Source organism: Streptomyces sp. NPDC002623 (genome assembly GCF_053592635.1).
Window position 1 is genome coordinate 14,113 of record NZ_JBSFWB010000038.1, and the last position, 18,144, is coordinate 32,256.

General features: G+C 69.3%; 11 protein-coding genes and 1 pseudogene. 5 read left to right on the forward strand and 7 right to left on the reverse strand.

The window, feature by feature from the left end:
• Window positions 1-360: 360 nt before the first annotated feature.
• From ACWD4O_RS40675 to ACWD4O_RS40685, 3 genes are all read right to left on the reverse strand, one after another.
• Window positions 361-1,161 (reverse strand): nucleoside 2-deoxyribosyltransferase domain-containing protein, encoded by an 801-nt coding sequence (locus ACWD4O_RS40675; protein ID WP_451288082.1) that lies wholly within the window; start codon window positions 1,159-1,161, stop codon window positions 361-363.
• A gap of 588 nt (window positions 1,162-1,749) precedes the next feature.
• Complete coding sequence (locus ACWD4O_RS40680) at window positions 1,750-1,971, reverse strand: helix-turn-helix domain-containing protein (protein WP_451288083.1); 222 nt, start codon at window positions 1,969-1,971, stop codon at window positions 1,750-1,752.
• Window positions 1,971-2,462 carry a DUF2975 domain-containing protein gene (locus ACWD4O_RS40685; protein ID WP_451288118.1) on the reverse strand — a complete coding sequence of 164 codons (492 nt, stop codon included), beginning with the start codon at window positions 2,460-2,462 and terminating at the stop codon, window positions 1,971-1,973. The genes ACWD4O_RS40680 and ACWD4O_RS40685 overlap by 1 nt, the downstream gene beginning before the upstream one ends.
• A gap of 476 nt (window positions 2,463-2,938) precedes the next feature.
• On the opposite strand from ACWD4O_RS40685, the gene ACWD4O_RS40690 reads away from it, so the two are divergent.
• Together ACWD4O_RS40690 and ACWD4O_RS40695 are read left to right on the forward strand one after the other, a co-directional pair.
• Window positions 2,939-4,180, forward strand: a complete 1,242-nt coding sequence (locus tag ACWD4O_RS40690; RefSeq protein WP_451288084.1) for a hypothetical protein — start codon at window positions 2,939-2,941, stop codon at window positions 4,178-4,180.
• Between the two features lie 149 nt (window positions 4,181-4,329).
• Window positions 4,330-4,545: pseudogene (locus ACWD4O_RS40695) on the forward strand (transposase family protein); the annotation flags it as partial.
• Between the two features lie 254 nt (window positions 4,546-4,799).
• On the opposite strand, the gene ACWD4O_RS40700 reads toward ACWD4O_RS40695, so the two are convergent.
• Window positions 4,800-6,167, reverse strand: coding sequence for a glycosyltransferase family 39 protein (locus ACWD4O_RS40700; RefSeq protein ID WP_451288085.1), 1,368 nt, complete (start codon window positions 6,165-6,167; stop codon window positions 4,800-4,802).
• Window positions 6,168-6,478: 311 nt separating this feature from the next.
• Between ACWD4O_RS40700 and ACWD4O_RS40705 the strand changes: the two genes are divergently transcribed.
• Together ACWD4O_RS40705 and ACWD4O_RS40710 are read left to right on the forward strand one after the other, a co-directional pair.
• Window positions 6,479-7,159, forward strand: a complete 681-nt coding sequence (locus ACWD4O_RS40705; protein WP_451288086.1) for a response regulator transcription factor — start codon at window positions 6,479-6,481, stop codon at window positions 7,157-7,159.
• A complete protein-coding gene (locus ACWD4O_RS40710; protein WP_451288087.1) occupies window positions 7,146-8,621 on the forward strand; it encodes a sensor histidine kinase in 1,476 nt (491 codons plus the stop codon). The genes ACWD4O_RS40705 and ACWD4O_RS40710 overlap by 14 nt, the downstream gene beginning before the upstream one ends.
• A 211-nt stretch (window positions 8,622-8,832) precedes the next feature.
• Here ACWD4O_RS40710 and ACWD4O_RS40715 read toward each other — a convergent pair whose 3' ends face one another.
• From ACWD4O_RS40715 to ACWD4O_RS40725, 3 genes are all read right to left on the reverse strand, one after another.
• Entirely contained in the window at window positions 8,833-10,494 is a 1,662-nt protein-coding gene (locus ACWD4O_RS40715; RefSeq protein WP_451288088.1) for a protein kinase domain-containing protein, read from the reverse strand.
• A gap of 365 nt (window positions 10,495-10,859) precedes the next feature.
• Window positions 10,860-11,783 (reverse strand): RNA polymerase sigma-70 factor, encoded by a 924-nt coding sequence (locus tag ACWD4O_RS40720; protein WP_451288089.1) that lies wholly within the window; start codon window positions 11,781-11,783, stop codon window positions 10,860-10,862.
• Between the two features lie 221 nt (window positions 11,784-12,004).
• Window positions 12,005-12,478 carry a carboxymuconolactone decarboxylase family protein gene (locus ACWD4O_RS40725; protein WP_451288090.1) on the reverse strand — a complete coding sequence of 158 codons (474 nt, stop codon included), beginning with the start codon at window positions 12,476-12,478 and terminating at the stop codon, window positions 12,005-12,007.
• A gap of 1,104 nt (window positions 12,479-13,582) precedes the next feature.
• Here ACWD4O_RS40725 and ACWD4O_RS40730 point away from each other — a divergent pair.
• Entirely contained in the window at window positions 13,583-18,136 is a 4,554-nt protein-coding gene (locus tag ACWD4O_RS40730) for a phage tail protein (RefSeq protein ID WP_451288091.1), read from the forward strand.
• Window positions 18,137-18,144: the final 8 nt, after the last annotated feature.

Genomic DNA, 18,144 nt, shown 5'->3' on the forward strand with positions numbered 1-18,144 from the left:
GAGGAGCTTGGCTTGGTCTCGGTGTCCACGCATGGCGACCGCGGTCATCGAGGTGGCGGCCGAACCGCTGGAAGAGCCGGGCGAAGCCCGGCCCGACCAGGGCACTGCGCCGGCGGTATCGGGCCCGACCGGGCGCAGCGGCGAGGCAGGCGACCATGGCCTGCCGGCCGGCGGGGGCGTGTCGACGCCTGGCGGGGAACCCCGCCTGGTGGGCCTCGCCGGCGACCGGGACCGACAGCAGCAGGTCGGCCAGGGCCTCCCCCTGCGGGCTCCGAGCCGGAGCCCGGGACGACGACGCGATGCCGACCCCTATCGCCCGGCGTCCACTTCAACCAGAGGACCGAGCCGGACGGGGTGGGATCAGGGACGCGCGGGTCCGGGCGGCAAGAGGGCCGCGGCCGCGCGGACGGTGTCCTGGAGCGAGTCGTGAACGGTCACGTCCGGGCGGGCGAGCCGCAGTTGCTCCAGGACGTCCAGGCGGCGCGGGTACTCGGGGTGCGCGCCGACCGCGAGCCGAACGCCGCGGGCGGCGTGAGCCCCCAGCTCGTACAGGGCGATGGGCTGGACGGCTTCCGCGCAGAACCAGAAGAGGATCACGTCGGCGAGGCGGAGGTGCTCGTACTCCCAGGCGGTCTGTTCCCGTGCCGCCTCCGCCTGCCCGAGAGGGAAGGCTTCGCGACGCGGGTTGAGCACGACCGCCGGGGAACCGATCGCGTCGAGCTGGAGCGCGGCGCGGCGCTGCCAGTCGGGGCATCCGGTGATGCCGCCGCCCAGGAAGAGCGCGGCGGGACCGCCGTCATGGCGTGCGGGAGCTTCGACGTAGCGCAGGGGCCGGGGCGGCAGCAGCGGGAAGCCGCTGACGGCGATCGCATCCAGCAGGTCGCGTACCAGGGCTTGGGCTTCGAGGGTTCCGGCCGGGTAGACGCGCAGTACGGGAGCCAGGCGCCAGGTGTCGAGTTGGGGGTGCGGGCGCAGCATCTGATCGATGGACGCGGCGGTCAGGACGCCGTCGGCGGCGGCGAGGCCGTCCAGGCCTGCGTCGATGCTCACCTGCGCGGACAGGATGCGGGCGCGGTGTGCTTCGGTCGCTTCCGGCCGCCACCGGCCATGGAGGTAGTCGGCGGTCAAGCCGTCGGCCAGGCGCTGCAGTTCATCCGTCACGCCGACCAGCCTACGAGTGCCGGCCGGCTGCCGGACCACCCAGTCACCGTCTCCCCCGCCTGCCGCCGGACCCGCCGGCAGACAGCGTGACGCGGCGTCCCCTGAACCCTCCATTCCACCCATCACCAGGGCCGGCCCGCGCCGTCGACGACAACCGGCCACCGGCCCTCTGCCCGGGGGCAGGACACGCGGCCACCGCACCCGCTCACGTGCCATGCGGTTGCCATGCGGTGCATGCACTTCTTGTGACCGTTCACCACAGTCGGCGGTCCGCCCGTGGAGCCCACGCAGGTCACGGCACTTGTGTCCATCGCGGCTGGCGAGACCCGTCCACGGCAGTCGGCGGATCCGGGACCCGAACCGGGCACGGCGCGCCGAACGCCGTGCCCGGTTCGCGAGGCCGGGCACGCCGGTCAGCCGCTCCAGCACGCCCGGAACCTCGGAATCTCCTCGGGCACGGCCCCGGGGGGGGCTCACGGAGCCGGTCAAGAGGCAGAGGCAGGCGGGACCGGCGATGACGCGCCGGCAGCCACGGCCGTCCACCCGGATCACGGGGCGCCGGGAAGTCCGTGACCTCGGAAGGGCACGTCATGTGCCGGCGGCGTCCCCGGCCTCCCAGCGCAGCAGGTCGCCCGGCTGGCACTCGAGCACCTCGCACAGCGCGGCGAGCGTCTCGAAGCGCACCGCCCTGGCTCGGCCGTTCTTCAGTACCGCCAGATTGGCGGGCGTGATCCCCACCCGGTCCGCGAGCTCGCCCACGGACATCTTCCGCCTGGCCAGCATCACGTCGATGTCCACGGCGATCGGCATCAGATCACCCCGTCCAGCTCGGCCTGCATCTGCGCCGCCTCGACATCGCGCGCGACCGCCTGGGCGAGCAGCATCCGCAGCACGAGCACGATGAGCGCCACCCCCAGAACGGCCACGCCGACCCCGGCCATGATGACGGTGACACCCGGGTCGTCCCGCTGGCCCGGCGCATTGACGGCCGTAACCGCGAACCACACGAGGGCAGCCGCCACGATCGCGCCGATCACACCGTCCACGTACCGGAAGGCGGCGTGGGAGAACACGGTTCCCCGCCGCACCATCGCCACCAGCCGCCATACACAGACCAGGGCGACCTGGACCGACACCATGCCCAGGATCGTGATCACGCGCAGCGCGGTCAGCGGGAGCGACCCGTCCTCCGGGTCGCTCCCGCTCACCAACACCCACACCATCAATGCCTGCACGCACACGGTGCCGGCGAACACCACCACGAGCACGGCGCGCAGCGCACGCACGGTCAGCTTTCCCACAACCCATCCCTCCATCGAATAACGATGGGAATCTATCGAAAATCGATAGATGAAACAAGGGGTGGGGCAGAGAGCGGCGGCGGGGAGTATCCGAACGGAAATCAGCGGTAGCCGCTGACTCGGATCATGGTCCGGTCGGGGTGAGGGTGCCGACGCGGTTCTCGCACTCGCGGCGGGCCTTTCGCTGGGCCGGGATCGCCCCGACGCCGACGAGCACCTGGCAGCGGGCGAGATGTGACGGTCATGGGAAGAGCGGTCAGGTGCCGTTTGGCGGCGTTCTGGGCATGACTGACGTCGGAGCGGCGGTAGCGCGTTGGGGGACGGCGCGGCTGCTGCGACGGAGGACCGGGGGGCGGTCGATGACGGTCGAGCGTTGAGGAGCTGCGGGTGCTGCTGTCGCCGCACGCGCCGGTCCTCGCCCATGGCGATTTCCTTCTCCTGGGCGACTTCCTGGTGGCTCTGGGAGTGGCGCGGCCGTGGATGAGCGCGTCGCTTTGTCGGGGCTGGACGAGGGCACCGCCTGGGAGCTGTTGAGACGGATCGGCGGCGGGGACCGGGTGGACGAGGACCCCGAAGCAGGTCGTGACGTGGTCCGTCTGTGTGGCGGGCTCCCGCTGGCCCTGCGCATCGCGGGAGCACGGCTGGCCACGTTTCCCGCCCGTACGGTGGGCTCCTTCGCCCGCGATCTCGCCGACGACCACCGGCGGCTGGATGTGCTGAGCCTGGGCGAGCGCAGCGTGCGCGCGGTCTTCCGCGCTGGTTATCAGGCGCTTCCGCTATTGCAGCAGCGTGCGTTCAGGCTGGTGTCCGCCCTGGACACTCCCGACCTGCCGGCCTGGGCGCTGTCGCCTTTGCTGGACGTGAACGCCGATACGGCCGAGGCGTGCCTGGAGGGACTGCTGCTGGCGCATCTCGTGCGGGCTCGCCGCGGCGAGGCAGGCGGCCAGCGCATCGTGCTGCACGATCTCGCGCGCGGGTTCTCCAAGGAGCGAGCGGCCGAGCAGCCGGCGGACGAGTCCGACAGCGCCGTGCGGCGTCTGCTGGGTGCCCTCCTCAGCGCGGCCGACGCAGCCGACACGCAGCTACGGCCGGCCGATGCCCGGCACAGCGGCCGTGACGGGGCGGTCCGCCGTCCGCCGCCGGACGACGCTGTGGCGGGTGATGTGGGAGAGGCCGTCGAGTGGTTCGAAGCCGAGCGCGTGGTGCTGGTGGCAGCTGTCGCTCATGCTCACGCTCGCGGGTGGTGGGAGCTGTGCTGGGAGATCACCGACGCGATGAGTATCGCTCTTGAGCATCAGTGGCGCTGGGACATCAGCAGCCGGGTCCATGAGCTTGCTCTGGACGCGGCCGGCCGTCTGGGGGACGGCGGGGCCCGTGCCGCGCTGCTGCGCAACCTCGGCGAAGCCTTGCGTGACGGCGGCAGTGACGCGGGCAGGGCCGCAGAGTGCTTCAGCGAAGCGATCGCGCTCTCCACAGCTCGGGCGACGTGCACGGCGAACGCGATGCCGGCCGGCATCACGACGTCCTCCACACCCTCCAGCAGTCCCGAACCCACTACCACGCCGCCGGCATGCCCTTCCCCGACCTTGCCGACACCGAACTCTGCAGGACACTCAACCGCCCCGTGCCCCGCGCCCGTCGCTTCCGCCGACATCAGTGATTCCTGCGGCTTGGCAGACTCCATGAGGAATCAGTGGGCTCCTTCAGCTGGCCACTGATGAGGTGACCGACGGAGGCATCCGCAACGGACAAGACTCCTTGCCGTTGAGAGAGGTGTTCGACGTCTCAACTCATTGGCACAGGAGCCTTGTTGGTTCCCTGTCCTGCCGCACTCGACCTGCCTCATGCCCCGGTCGAGTAGGCCACCATGCTCATCGTCACCCGAGAGGGTGACCGCCGCTGCGAGCTCCCGCCGCACCTGCATGCCCTCGTCGGCCTGGTGTACCTGCGGCGGCCCGACACCCTCGCCCGACTCGCCGCCGGCTTCGGCATTTCCGTTGGCACCGCCCACGCCTACACGGTGTGCGCCATCGACTATCGCGCATGGTTCTCCCGGGCCGAGGCGTACGTGCGCCGTTGCCGCGGCGATGTTCTGATCGAGACCGCCCCCGGCAGTGTGGAGGAGTTCCTCGCCAGCCCAGGCGCTGCAGATCGGCGGCGCCGGCAGGTTCACCACGCGCCCCGGTCACGACACCTGCCGCCCTGTGTGAAGGCCAGGACCTCGCCGGGGTACTCACCGGCCTCGGTGACGAGCTGCGCTTCGGTCGCCACAACAGCGGCGGGGCCGACCTTTTCGCCGGGCTCCGGGCACGCCTGAGGGGCGACGACCGTCAGCTCCTACGACACCGCAAGTTCAGCCTCAGTAGCCGTTGTACGGCGCTCGTAAATAATGACTTGCGCCCCGTCAATTTGTATGGTGAGGCCCTTGGTGAAATGTTCCGCCAGAACCCTCTCCTTCATTAACTCTGTCCCGTTACTTTCGGCACGAACGCCTTCGGGTTCCGTTACCACCAGAATTCGCGCACTGCTGCGCATGCGCGCGCGAATCTGAGGGGAAGGCAATTCGGTGCCGTAAAGGTCGTGCGAGGCTGCCGGAGTGAGCTCTTGGGCGAGGTCGAACATCCCTCTGCTTACCGAAGGGTAGGCCAGTGACCATGCGCGCCTCTTCACGGACAAGTAGAGAATTCCGTCGCCGGGATAGTACTCCCTGGCCAGGACCATTGCCAGATCGGTGACGTTATCCGATCGGCTTTCCGGTGCCCGCAGCTTAAGAGACTCGGGTATGAGCAGTGCGATCGCCAACGCGACAACAATCACTGCCGTCACTCGCAGGTTGCGCCCCAGTTCAGACACACGCCCCAGCACGGCCCCCAGAAGGAGCGCCAGGCCGACGAGACCGTAGAGCACGTACCTCTCCACGTAGAGAGGCTTATAAAGAGAAATGAGCATGAGAAGCGCAGTGGGCAATATGAACAGAGGCAGAGCGATCGCCCGTAGACTGAAAGGCGCTTCAGGAGAAGCTTTACCAGCGCCCCCTGACGAAGCAAAGCAAGACAGCACTATCGCGAAAGAAGCCAATATCGCGAAGCGCAGGTATTCACCACCGGTGACACCGTCGATCCATGCGACTTGCCCAGATTGCGCCATTCCCAGAGCCGCAAGGGGTGCGACTCCTGCCGCAACCAAAAGTGCGGTGTATACCCAAGGGCGCCGCGCATAATGTGGCAGGACGAAGGCATGTACCGCCAGGGCGAAGGCGGCGAACTGATGCAGAATACACGCTGCCAGCATGAGAGCACCATAGACGATCCACGGCGTCATCGAACTTCTACGCCTGACAATGACCGGGGCTCGACAGCTGAGTACCGCATTCACAAGAAAATATGTGGCCCAGACAACAAGCGCGCAAACCAGCGAGTACGAGCGCCCCTCCTGTGAATATCTTTGGACATCTGGGAGTACGGCGAAGGAAAGCCCTGCCAGTATTCCGGCTCGCGTCCGTGACAATCGGACCCCGAGCGCTGTGACTCCTGCCGCTGCCAGCGCACCGGCGAGAACAGAGGGAAGACGCAGCACCAGGAGATCGGTCCCGAACAGGCCAAACAGCCCATGCATGAGAAGGTAATACGCTCCATGCACGGCGTCGATGTTACCCAGCGTCTGCCACAGGTCCGGCAGGCTACGGGAAGACAATTCGAGAGTCACAGCCTCGTCATGCCACAAGGTTCCTTCTCGGCGAATTCCCCATACGCCGAGAAGGGTGGCCAGTGAAACGGGCAAGAGCAAGGGAGTGAGGAATCTTCGGCGTGAGAGCGAGGAAACTCTATGAAGGCGTCCCTGAGGAGCGTTTTTCGTATCGTTGACAATGGCGAGCTCAGCACGGGACATCGGCGGCAGGGCCTTTCAGCAGTGGCAAAAACGCTCCGCCAGCGTGCCCGGACCTCGTTGACCGGATGCTGATCCAACCTGACCGGCCGATCAGGAAGGCGGCCCGGCGCTGTGCGAGGCTGCACCGCATGCGCATCCTGGTGGTCGAAGACGAGGTGGACCTTGCCCATACCCTGCACACCGGTCTCACCGCCGAGGGCTACAGCGTCGACCTCGCCCATGACGGCCGACAGGGACTGTGGATGGCCCGGACCGGCGAATACGCCCTGGTCGTACTGGACTTGATGCTGCCCGGACTCAACGGCTACAAGGTCTGCGCCCAACTGCGCCGGGAGGGCAACGCGACCCCCATCCTGGTGCTCACCGCCAAGGACGGGGACTGGGATCAGGCAGAGGCCCTGGACACGGGGGCCGACGACTATCTGGCCAAACCCTTCTCCTACATGGTGCTCGTCGCACGGCTGCGGGCCCTGGTCAGACGAGCCGCCGCGGTCGCCCCGCCCGTCCTCGCCGTGGGCGACCTCTCGTTGGACGTCGCCGGCCGGGTCTGCCGTCGGGCCGGGGCCCGGGTGGAACTCACACCCCGGGAGTTCGCCGTGCTGGAGCTGCTGGCCCGCCGGGCGGGCCAGGCGGTCTCCAAATCGGATCTGCTCTATCACGCGTGGCCCGACGAAGCCCTGGATCCCAACCTGGTGGAGGCGCGCGTCAGCGCCCTCCGCAAGAAGGTGGATTCCGCGTTCGGTCGACGATCCCTGCAGACCGTACGGGGTACCGGCTACCGGCTGGTGGACGACCGTGAACGCGACTGAGCCGCGACGCCGCTGGTGGCCGCGTTCGGTACGAGCACGCACGGCCCTGGCCGCCGCCTCGACCGCCGCCGTCATCCTGGCGATCATCGGCTGGTGGCTACACCACGACGTCTACCGCCAGAGCACGCAGATCGCCGAAGAACAAGCCCAGATGCAACTCTGGTCTCTCTGCGAACAGTTGCGCCAGGGTGTCGTTCCCGCCTCCACGAGCGCCGTGCCGTACGAGGTCGTCGCGACCGGCCGACGCACCGCTGTCGCTTCCGGCGGGGCCCTGAGCCGCGCCTACCCCGACACCCACCACGTGATGCCCGCCCCGCCGACAGACGGGGTGGCCGCGCTCCTACCGCTCACCACCGTCCGCCTGCCTGTGAACCGCGACTACAACCCCAGGGACAAATTCGATATGGCCGGCGGGGCCCAGCGGGTCATGACCGCCGATATCGAGGCCGATCAACTCAGCAGCGACAAAGTCGCCGCTCTGGGCGTCGCCGCCGACGCCAAGCTGCGGGTCTATGTGGTGGTGCTCCCGCACACAGCCGCGGCAATCACCAAGACCACCGACCGCCTGCTGCTGCGGGCCGGGCTCGTCGGCCTCGTACTGATCGCCGCCGTCACCTACTTCGCCGTCCGCATCGCGCTGCGGCCGGTCGAAGCCATCCGCGTCCTCACCGCGTCGGTCACCGCGAGCGATCCCCGCGAACGCGTCACCGTCCCCGCCACGGGTCACGAGATCACCGCCCTGGCCACCACCATCAACACCACCCTCCAACGCCTCGACAACGCCGCCGCCCAGCAACGCCGCTTCGTCGCGGACGCCGCCCACGAACTACGCAGCCCCCTCACCACACTGCTGGCCAGCCTGGAAGTCGCGCTCGCCTACCCGGAACGTACCGACTGGCCCGCCGCGGCCACCACCGCCGCACGACAGACCCGCCGCCTCCACGCCCTCGCCGAAGACCTGCTGCTCCTCGCCCGCCTCGACACCCGCACCCCCATAGCCAGCCCCGAAACCGTCGACCTGACATCCCTCGCCTCCAGGCTGACCGAGCAATACCCCCTCGCCGAGCGACCGTTGACCCTCACCTGCGACAGCACCGCCCCCGCACACGCACAGGGAAACCCCGGCGAATACGAACGACTGCTGCGCAACCTCATCGACAACGCCGCCCGCCACGCCGCACACCGCATCCAGATCACCATCCGAAACCAGGACGCCTGGGTCGTCCTCACGGTGCACGACGACGGACCGGGCGTACCCACCGAGGACGCCGAGCGCATCTTCGAACGCTTCGTCCGACTCGACGACGCCCGCTCCCGCGACCACGGCGGCACCGGCCTGGGCCTCGCCATCGCCCGCGACCTGGCCCACCGCCACCGAGGCACGCTCACCCTCACCCCCCGGACCCCCGGAGCATGCTTCCAGCTACGCCTGCCCCGAGCCCCCACCCCAGCCGAGAAATGACGCGCTTCACCGCGGCAGCCCTTCGGAACCGCAAGACCACTCGATGACCACACCCACCGCCACTGCCGCAGAAACAATCACCCACTCACTCACCCGCCACCTGGCTGAGCCCGGCTGCTGTGGACCTCCACCGCCCGACTCGCGAACGGCTCGGAGATCACCGCCTGCCGCCACGACGACCTGGTCGGCCGACACCGCGCGGCCGGCCTCGCTACGACCTGCTCACCACGAGGATGTCGACCACGAACACCAGCGTGTCCGTGCCCTTGATCTCACCCTGCCCTTGGGATCCGTATCCCTGTGCCGGCGGCACCGCGAACTGCAGGCGGCTGCCCGCCCGCTTGCCCAGGAGCGCGGTGTCCCAGCCCTTGATGACCTGCCCGACGCCGATCTGCACGGTCAACGGCTCGCCGCGGTCGAACGAGCTGTCGAGAACCTCGGCCCTGTCCCACGGCTGCAGAAAGTAGTGACAGGTCACGTAGTCGCCCTTGACGATGGTGGTGCCGCGGCCCTGGACCAGGTTACGGACGACGAGTTCGGTGGGGGCCGGGCCGCTCCCCACGGCGAGGGCCGGCTTCTCGCCGAAGCCCTGGCCCGAGGTGATCGCGGGCAGCGCCCCGATCCCGGCGGGCCCGCCTGCCGAAGCCATGCCGTCCGGCGACGAGGAACCAGCCGACGACGTCGAACCGCCCGGGGAACGCGTCCCGTTCGCGTCGGCGGCCCCGGACGGGCTCGGACTCCCGGCGGCCGCGCCGGTCTTGCCGCCCGGTTCGCCGTCGAGCGAGAGCAGCACGGCGACCGCCCCGCCGCCGACCGCCAGGGCTCCGCCTGCCCCGGTGAGCAGCAGGGAACGCCGGGACAGGCCCCGCCGGGGCGACACTCCCGGTGCCGGCACGTCGGCGGGGCCGGTGCGCGAGGAGGACGGGAGGACCGTGGCCGCCGCGTGGGCCGACTCCCGCCGTCCCGGCATCATGGTGCTGTGCCGGGGCGGCAGCCATCCTCCGTGACCGAGGGTGGAGCCGACCGCGAACCGGGCCCGCAGCCGCGCGACCGTGGGACGGTCGGCGGGGTCCTTGGCCAAGCAGCGGGCGACGGTCGGGCGCAGCGCGGCGGGCACGTCGTCCAGTTGCGGTGCGCTCTCGATGGTGCGGTAGATCATCGCCAGCGGATCGCCCTGCCCGTAGGGGCCGTGGCCGGTGGCCGCGTAGACCAGGGTGGCGCCGAGCGCGTAGACATCTGCGGCCGGACCCACGTCACCGCCGCGGAGCTGCTCGGGCGCCATGTAACCGGGGGTGCCCGGTGTCATGCCGGTCGTGGTGATCCGGGTGTGGTCGCCGGCCCGGGCGATGCCGAAGTCGATGACGCGCGGGCCGTCGTCGGCGAGCAGGACATTGGAGGGTTTGAGGTCGCGATGGGTGAGGCCGGCGCCATGGATCGCCTCCAGGGCGGCGGCGATGCCGGCGGCGAGCGCCCGCAGGGAGGCTTCCGGCAGCGGACCGGCGGAGACGACAGCCTCGGTGACCGAGACACCGGGGATGTACTCGGTCGCCAGCCAGGGCCGCGGGGCGCTGTGGTCGGCGTCGAGGACCGCGGCCGTGAAGCGGCCGTCGACACGCCGGGCGGCCTCGACCTCGCGGGCGAAGCGACGCCGGAACTCGGCGTCGTGTGCGTACTCGGCATGGGCGGCCTTGATCGCGGCGAGCCGCTGGTCGGCGGTACGGCCGAGGAACACCTCCCCCATGCCACCGCTGCCAAGGCGGCCCACCAGTTCGTACATGCCGATCCGCTCCGGATCACCGGCCTCCAGCGGCTGCATCACCAGGGTCCCCTCCCATCGTGCGGGAGCGAGCGTACCGCCGGTGCCGCCGCCCATCCGCGCCACCCGGCGCGGCTGCCGTCGGCAATCCGCTTCCTCCGCCGCCGACCTGGCCCGCGTACCGGCGGCCGACCTGGCATCCGTAGGAGGTGGTGCACATTCACTTGTACGCCGACGTCGAAGTCGCCCGGCACGAACGGCTGATGACGAAATCCGGGTCACGGCCGGCGCCGGACCACGGCCTGGAGACGCCGGTCCGCAAGCCGGGAGCCCTGCCCGGATCGACCGCGCTGGAACAGGCCCGTTCCGCAGGGAAGTTCCCCCCGGTCCACGACGCCTGGTGGGCCGCTGTCTGCAAGGCATACGGCGACCGGGACGCACCGGGCACCCATCGAGGTCCTACTGTCATGGGGGTTGGGAGGTCACCGCGTCCGCTTGCGCATCTGCTTCACATCCTGATCAACGGCCCAGGCGTCGGCGACCGGGCCGAGGTGGCCGAGCTTGTCGGGGTTGATGACCGAGCGGATGGTCTGGATCCGCCCGCCGAGCACGTCGAGGGCGAGGATGTGGAGGACCTTGCCGTCGCGGTCGCGGAAGAGCGCGCCCGGCTGGCCGTTGACCTCATGCGGTTCGAACGTGATGTCAACCCGCGCCATGAGCGGGTAGACGGTGGCGAGCAGCCTTGCCACGTTCTCGGCGCCGGCGACCGCCCTGGCCAGCTGCGGGGCCTTACCACCGCCGTCCCCGACGAGCTGGACATCGGCCGACAGCAGACTCCGCAGTCCGTCCACGTCTCCCTGCGCCAGAGCCTCGAAGAACCGCCTCGCCAGCTCCTGCCGCTCCTGGCGGTCCGCTTCGAACCGTGGCTGTCCCTCGCTCATGTGACGGCGTGCCCGTACGAGCAGCTGCCGGCACGCCGCCTCCGAGCGTCCCACCGCCGCGGCGATCTCGTCGAAGCCGAAGGCGAAGACCTCCCGCAGCACGAACACCGACCGCTCCAGCGGGCTGAGCCGCTCCAGGAGCAGCAGCGCCGCCATCGACACCGAGTCGGCCAGCTCCGCCGCGCGGACCGGGTCCTCGTACGGATCGTCCAGCAGCGGCTCGGGGAGCCACGGTCCGACGTACTCCTCCCGGCGCACCCGGGCGGAGCGCAGCACGTCGATGGCGATCCGGGTCACCGTGGCCGACAGGAACGCCTTGACCGACACCGGCCGGGTGGTCGAGGCGTCGTAACGGAGCCAGGTCTCCTGCACCGCGTCCTCCGCCTCGCCCACGCTGCCCAGGATCCGGTACGCGATCGAGAACAGCAGCGGCCGCAGCTCCTCGAACTCCTCGACCTTGCCCACGCCGACTCCTCCTTGCGTTCCGAGTGCCCGACCGGGCCCGCGCCGACGAGGCATTCTTTTCGGAGATCATCCGATGTGTGAGCGGAGCGGACAACGCTCGCACCCGCGACCGACCTGACGGCCTTGATCATGGATCCCGGCCCCGTCCCCAACTCCGGCATGCCTGACCCGGGCCGGGGTGCGGTGACGGTGATGGTGGCGATGGCGATGGCGATGGCAGTTCAGTGGAACTGGCCGACCTGGTAGTCGCCGGCCGGCTGCTGGGTGATGATGTTCAGCCGGTTCACCGCGTTCATGAACGAGACCAGCAGCACGAGGGCCGTGAGCTGATCCTCGTCATAGTGCCGGGCGGCGCGCTCCCACACCTCGTCGCTGACCCCGGTGGCCGCGTCCGCGACCCGGGTCCCCTGCTCCGCCAACGCGAGCGCGGCGCGTTCCGCCTCGGTGAAGACGGTTGCCTCCCGCCAGGCCGCGATCAGGTTCAGCCGCACCGGGCTCTCGCCGGCCGCGGCGGCCTCCTTGGTGTGCATGTCGATGCAGACCGCGCAGCCGTTGATCTGGCTCACGCGCAGCGCCACCAACTCCTGCGTCGTGGCTGACAGCGGCAATCCCTTCAGCTCCCGGCCGGCCGACATGAAGTACTTGAGGGCCTTGCCGGTGATCGGGTTGGCGAAGTAGTTCAATCGCGCGTCCATCGGGTGCTCCTCCACGTTCGTCGATGCCTTCACCACCCGAGACGAGGCGGCCCTCGCTCCTGTGACATGGCGTGGTGTGACCCGTGTCTCTCCGTTGTCCGGGTTCGGGCATGTCACAGGCCGAGTCACTGCCTCGTCTCGGGTGCTCGAAGCAGGCCCGCCTCGATCTGGCCCTGCTGCTCAACCAGGCCAACTACCCATTCTGCAAGGGAAGTTGTAGCGAAATGCTGCCGTAGAGGGGCCTGTCGTCCCCCATGCACTTCATCGCAACACAACGGTGTGACCATGACTGTGTGGGACCGGCCGGAGCCGCCGGATCGCCCCGTGCCATGGTCGACGAGGTCCAAAGCTGAAGCGCCAGTCGTTCGATGGCCGTCGGCCACAGCCCCCCACCACTGACGATCTCCCTTCCCACTCTGCTCGACCCGTCCTCGGTCAGGAGAGGACGGCCCTCGTGTTTCCCTGGCGGCTTTCCGGACTGTTGCCGATTGCCCTATAGGGCACCGGTAGGTGACCGCCCGGATGCCCCTGGCGCTCATGAATCGAGTATGTGCACGTTCGAGACTTGGCCTCGTTGCTGACGGGGGATGGGCTATGCCGGCTCAGGAACGAGAGATCGAGAAGGAAGCAGAGCGTGACTCCGCGCGGCGCGCGGAGACGGACACCACGGACACCGCCGCGCCTCAACTCGCGGGGCGCCCGGTGCCGCGTTCGGCCTCTCTGAGTCCTTCGATGGCTCGAGGCCTGCAGTCCGCCGCGGGCAACCGGGCCGTGGCCGGGTTGATCGCCCAGCGCCGCAACGATCAGACGCACGGGCCGCGGCCTGCCGGTCACACGTCGACCGGCGGTTCGACGGCTGACGGTTCCACGCAAGCGGGGCCCGCTACGGCAGTCGGGCCCGCGAGCACGGGCGGTCCTGTGGCCGCCACCGGCCCCGTCAGCGCCGCTATGCCCTCGGTCGTCGCCGAGCCCGCGGACGTGGACGGTCCCGCGGGCGCCGCTTCAGTGAACGTCGCCAGGTCTGTGGACGCCGCCGGGCCGGCGGGTGTTGCTGGTTCTGCGGCCGCCGTCGGGCCTGCAAGCCCTGCAGTTGTTGTCGGGCATGTGAGTGTCGCCGGGGCCGGGTTCGGGGCCAAGGCCGGAACCGCGGCCGGGGTGCAGCGGCTTGCCGAGGGGCACCGTGACGGCACCAAGCTTGCCTCGCTCAAGTCCGACGTCCGCAGCAAGCAGAAGACCATGTCCGCCCACAAACCGCCGGCGACCGCCGCGCAGGCCGCTCAGGCTGCTGCAAAGCCGCCGCAGGACGACAAGCAGGCGCAGGGCAAGGCGGCCAATGCGGAGAAGATGAACGCGGCGAAGCCGGGTGGGTTCGACAAGGCCGCGTTCGTCAAGGCCGTCAACGATGCCATTGCCGCGCAGGCGCCGAAGAACCTGGACGAGGCCGACGAGTTCAGCGGGTCAGGCAAGGCCGACGCGGTCAAGGGGCAGGTGCAGGGTCGGGTCGCCGACGGCAAGAAGCAGTCGGCCGGACAGATCGAGACCACGACCAAGGCGCCTCCGGACACGTCGGCCGCCAAGGAGAAGCCGGTCACGCCGTTGCAGCCGGGGCAGCCGGCCGCGACCCCGGCCACGCCGGACCCGGCGAACGCGGTGCCCGACAAGGCTCCCGCGAGCGCCACGGATTTCTCGGCCGGGCCGCGGCAGGTCGACCAGGAGATGGCGGACGCGCAGGTCACCGACGAGCAGTTGGCCAAGTCGAACGAGCCGGAGTTCGCCGGGGCGCTCAAGGACAAGAAGGCCGGCGAGCAGCATGCCGCCACCGCGCCCGCCCAGGTGCGCGGGAAGGAGGAGCAGACCCTGGCCGCGGCCAAGTCGCATGCCGTGCAGCAGGGCGGCGCCGCGATGCAGACGATGGCCTCCGCCAACAAGGGTGCCACCGCGGCCGTGTCGCAGGGCCAGCAGGGCGCTCAGGGCAGCGACGAGACGAAGCGGGCGCAGGTCACCGGGATCCTGCAGAAGGTGTTCGACGCAACCCAGAAGGACGTCGAGCAGATCCTCGACGGGCTCGACAAGAAGGTCGACGACGCGTTCAGCGCCGGGGAGAAGAAGGTCCGGGACGCGTTCACCGCCGACCACAAACGGCGCATGGACGCGTACAAGGACAAGCGTTATTCGGGGTTGATGGGCAAAGGGCGCTGGATCAAGGACAAGTTCGCCGGGCTGCCCGAGGAGGCCAACCAGATCTTCGTGGTCGCGCGGCAGGGCTATGTCGCGGGCATGCAGCAGGTCATCTCCGACGTGGCGGACCTGATCGGCGGGGAACTGACCCGTGCCAAGCAGCGGATCGCGACCGGGCGTGACCAGCTGAAGGCCGAGGTCGCCAAGCTGCCGGCAGATCTGCAGGCGATCGGGAAGAAGACGGCCGGGGAGTTCTCGGACAAGTTCGACGAGCTGACCGAGTCGGTGGACTCCAAGGGCAAGGAACTCGTCGACGCCCTGGCCTCGAAGTACAACGACGCGCTCAAATCGGTGGACGCCGAGATCGAGGCCGAGAAGGAGAAGAACAAGGGCCTGATCGCCAAGGCGATGGACGCGGTCGGCGGCGTGATCAAGACGATCCTGCAGCTGAAGGACCTGCTGCTGGGAATCCTGGCCAAGGCCGCGGCCGCGGTGATGGCGATCCTCAAGGACCCGATCGGGTTCCTCAGCCATCTGGTGTCGGCGCTGGGCGCCGGGCTGGGCAACTTCATGAACAACATCGGCGCGCACCTGCAGAAGGGGCTGATCGGCTGGCTGCTCGGCACGATGAGCGGTGCCGGTCTGCAGCTGCCCGCGAAGTTCGACCTGCGCGGGATCCTCGGCATGATCGCCTCGCTGCTCGGCCTGACCTGGAACGCGATCCGCGGCCGGATCATGAGGAAGGGCATTCCCGAGCAGGCCATGTCGGCGGTCGAGGCCGGGGTGCCGCTGATCGGCAAGCTGCAGAACGAGGGCGTCGCCGGGGTCACCGAGGAGATCAAGGAACAGGTCGGCGACCTCAAGTCCAACCTGCTCGGCAAGATCAGCAAGTACCTGATCCCGACCGTGCTCGTCGCGGGCATCACCTGGATCATCTCGCTGTTGAACCCGGCCTCGGCGTTCGTCAAGGCCGTCAAGATGATCATTGACATCGTCACGTTCATCATCGACCGCGGCGCGCAGATCGTCGAGTTCGTCAACTCCGTCCTCGACGCGATCATCGCCATCGCCGGGGGCGGTGCGGGCGGCGTACCGGCACTGATCGAGAAGGCGCTCGCCGCGAGCATCCCGGTGCTGATCGGCGCGCTCGCGGCGATCCTCGGGATCGGCGGCATCGCCGACAAGATCAAGGGTTTCTTCACCGCCCTGTCGAAACCGGTCATGAAGGCCGTCGACTGGCTCGTGGCCAAGATCGTCAAGCTGGGCAAGCAGATCTGGGCCAAGCTCAAGAGCAAGTCCGGCAAGGGCAAGGACGGCAAGGAGGCCGATCCCTTCGACGTACGCGTCGTCGCCCGGCAGGCCGCACAGCGAGGCTGGGCCGTCGCCCGGCAGCGAACCGACACGCAGCTCGTCGGCCGCGCCGAGCTCGAATCGGCCCTGGCCAAGGCCGGAGCGGCCCGCGGCGGCGTACAGGTGCAGGTCGTAGTCGCCGAGGCGGGCACCCATTGGACGGTCCGGGCCACGGCCGGCAAGGGTGCCAAGAAGGCCACCGCCGAGGAGGGGAAGGGCTGGATCGCGAAGGGCGAGAACGGCGCCTCCTGGTACGCCGCGAAGGACCACAGCGCCTTCAACCGCTCCGTGATCGCGGAGACGTTCGACGCGCTGCGCGCCACCGCCGAGCCCGAGGACGGCGACCTGCGCACCGCGTACGCCGGGAAGGTCGCCGCGGCCAAGAACATCACCGTGACCCAGCAGGGGCGCCTCGACGGCCGTGCCCGCGGCCTCAAGCTCACCATCGGCATGGAGCCGTTCACCGGGGTGGCCCGGGACAAACAGATCGCGACCACCGTCAAGATCGCGCCGAACACCACCCAGCAGCAGGGCCAGGTGCCGGCGGCCGGCGATGCCTTCCCGTACAGGATCGGCCCGCTTCAAGGCGCGGCCCAGTTGAAGACCACTGCGGCCGGGACCGTGAACGAGCAGTTGCAGCCCTTCCCCGCCGGCGGCTTCGAAGTGAAGGACGACTTCACCGGCTTCGCCGTCAACCTTCTCGCCACGCCCGACAAAGCCAAGAGCGATCTGGCGACCCGCTACCTGGACCGGGCCTGGGCCGGTGACCCGGAGCTGCAGTCCGTGGCGGCGAACCGGACGGCGGTCATCGCGGGCGTCAACGCCTTCGAAGGGCTGGACGCCGAGGCCACCGACACGGCCCGCAGCGAAGTGGCGAGCGCCGTCTCGGGTGTGGCGAAGCGCGGCAGCATGCTGATGGCGGTCTTCGGCTTTCTCTGGGAGCCGCGGTGGTTCCCCAAGGCCGGTGGCGGGGCGGTGCCGCTGAGCAGAGTGCGCAAGGCGTACGCGGCGCTGACCGACGAGGGCGACCGCGCAAAGGCGAAGGAGGAGGAGTCGACGATGCGGCAGAGCAAGTCGCTCCCGTACGGCGCCCTGCGGGAACAGGTGCTCCGCTCGACGTACACCAGGCAGGCGGTCGAGATTCTGTCCACCCGAAATCATCGGGTGCACGTTGTCAGCCAGGATCCGGACGGCGGGCTGACCACCGTCGGCGAGGACCCGATGGGTGTCCTCGCGAAATACACGAAGGTTCTCGCGGACATGCAGCGGCACCCCATGCTGACCATCGGCGGATACTCCTTCAAGGGCGTCAGCTGGGCTGCGGACGCGGATCCCCGAAGGGTTCAGCTGACGGTCCTGGGCAACGAGATCGACCGGGCGATCCGGGCGGCCGTGGCGAAGGTCCTGCCGCGGATGATCTACCCGACCGAGCCGAACATGCTCATCAAGGCCTGGACTCACGACAAGGGCGAGCAACCGGGCATCTTCCAGGACCCGGCGATGGTGGGGAGCGAGAAGCCCCTCTGGGGCAAGAAGGCCGCCGAGGGCTGGGCGATGCGTGATCGGCTGGCGAGGGGATACCACGGCGACGAGAAGGATTTCGTGGCCTACGTCCCCGAGGCCGCGACGACGACGGACCCCCTTATCCACGACTCCTCCCGGGGTTTCGGCATCGGCGACCCCGAGGTCCTGCACGCTGCCCGGCCCAGCCGACGGAATCCGGATCCCGCCGACGCCTTGCTGGAGCAGTCACAGACCTATGCGAACGCGAAGCGGCTCGCCATGGAGATGGCCAAGTCCGAAACGCCCGCGTCCGGCGCGGCCCCGGCGGACTGGGTCACCCAGGGTCAGACGGCCAAGGTCTACTCCGAGGTGGAAAGTGTCGTACGAATGCTGGCACGCAATCCGAAGGCGCTCAGTACCGAGGAGCTCCGGCTTCGCCTGGAGGCGATCGACGCGAAAGTCGAACAGGTGCTCGCCAGGAGGAAGAGGGGGCGCGAGGATTTGATAAGGATGGCCGGGGAAGTCACCAAGGAAATCGTCCGCGCGCTCACCTCCGCCGACCTCGTGGAGACCTGGGCACACATCAAGCAGCACCTGGACCAGATCGTCGAACCTGCCGAAGGGTGAGCCGACAA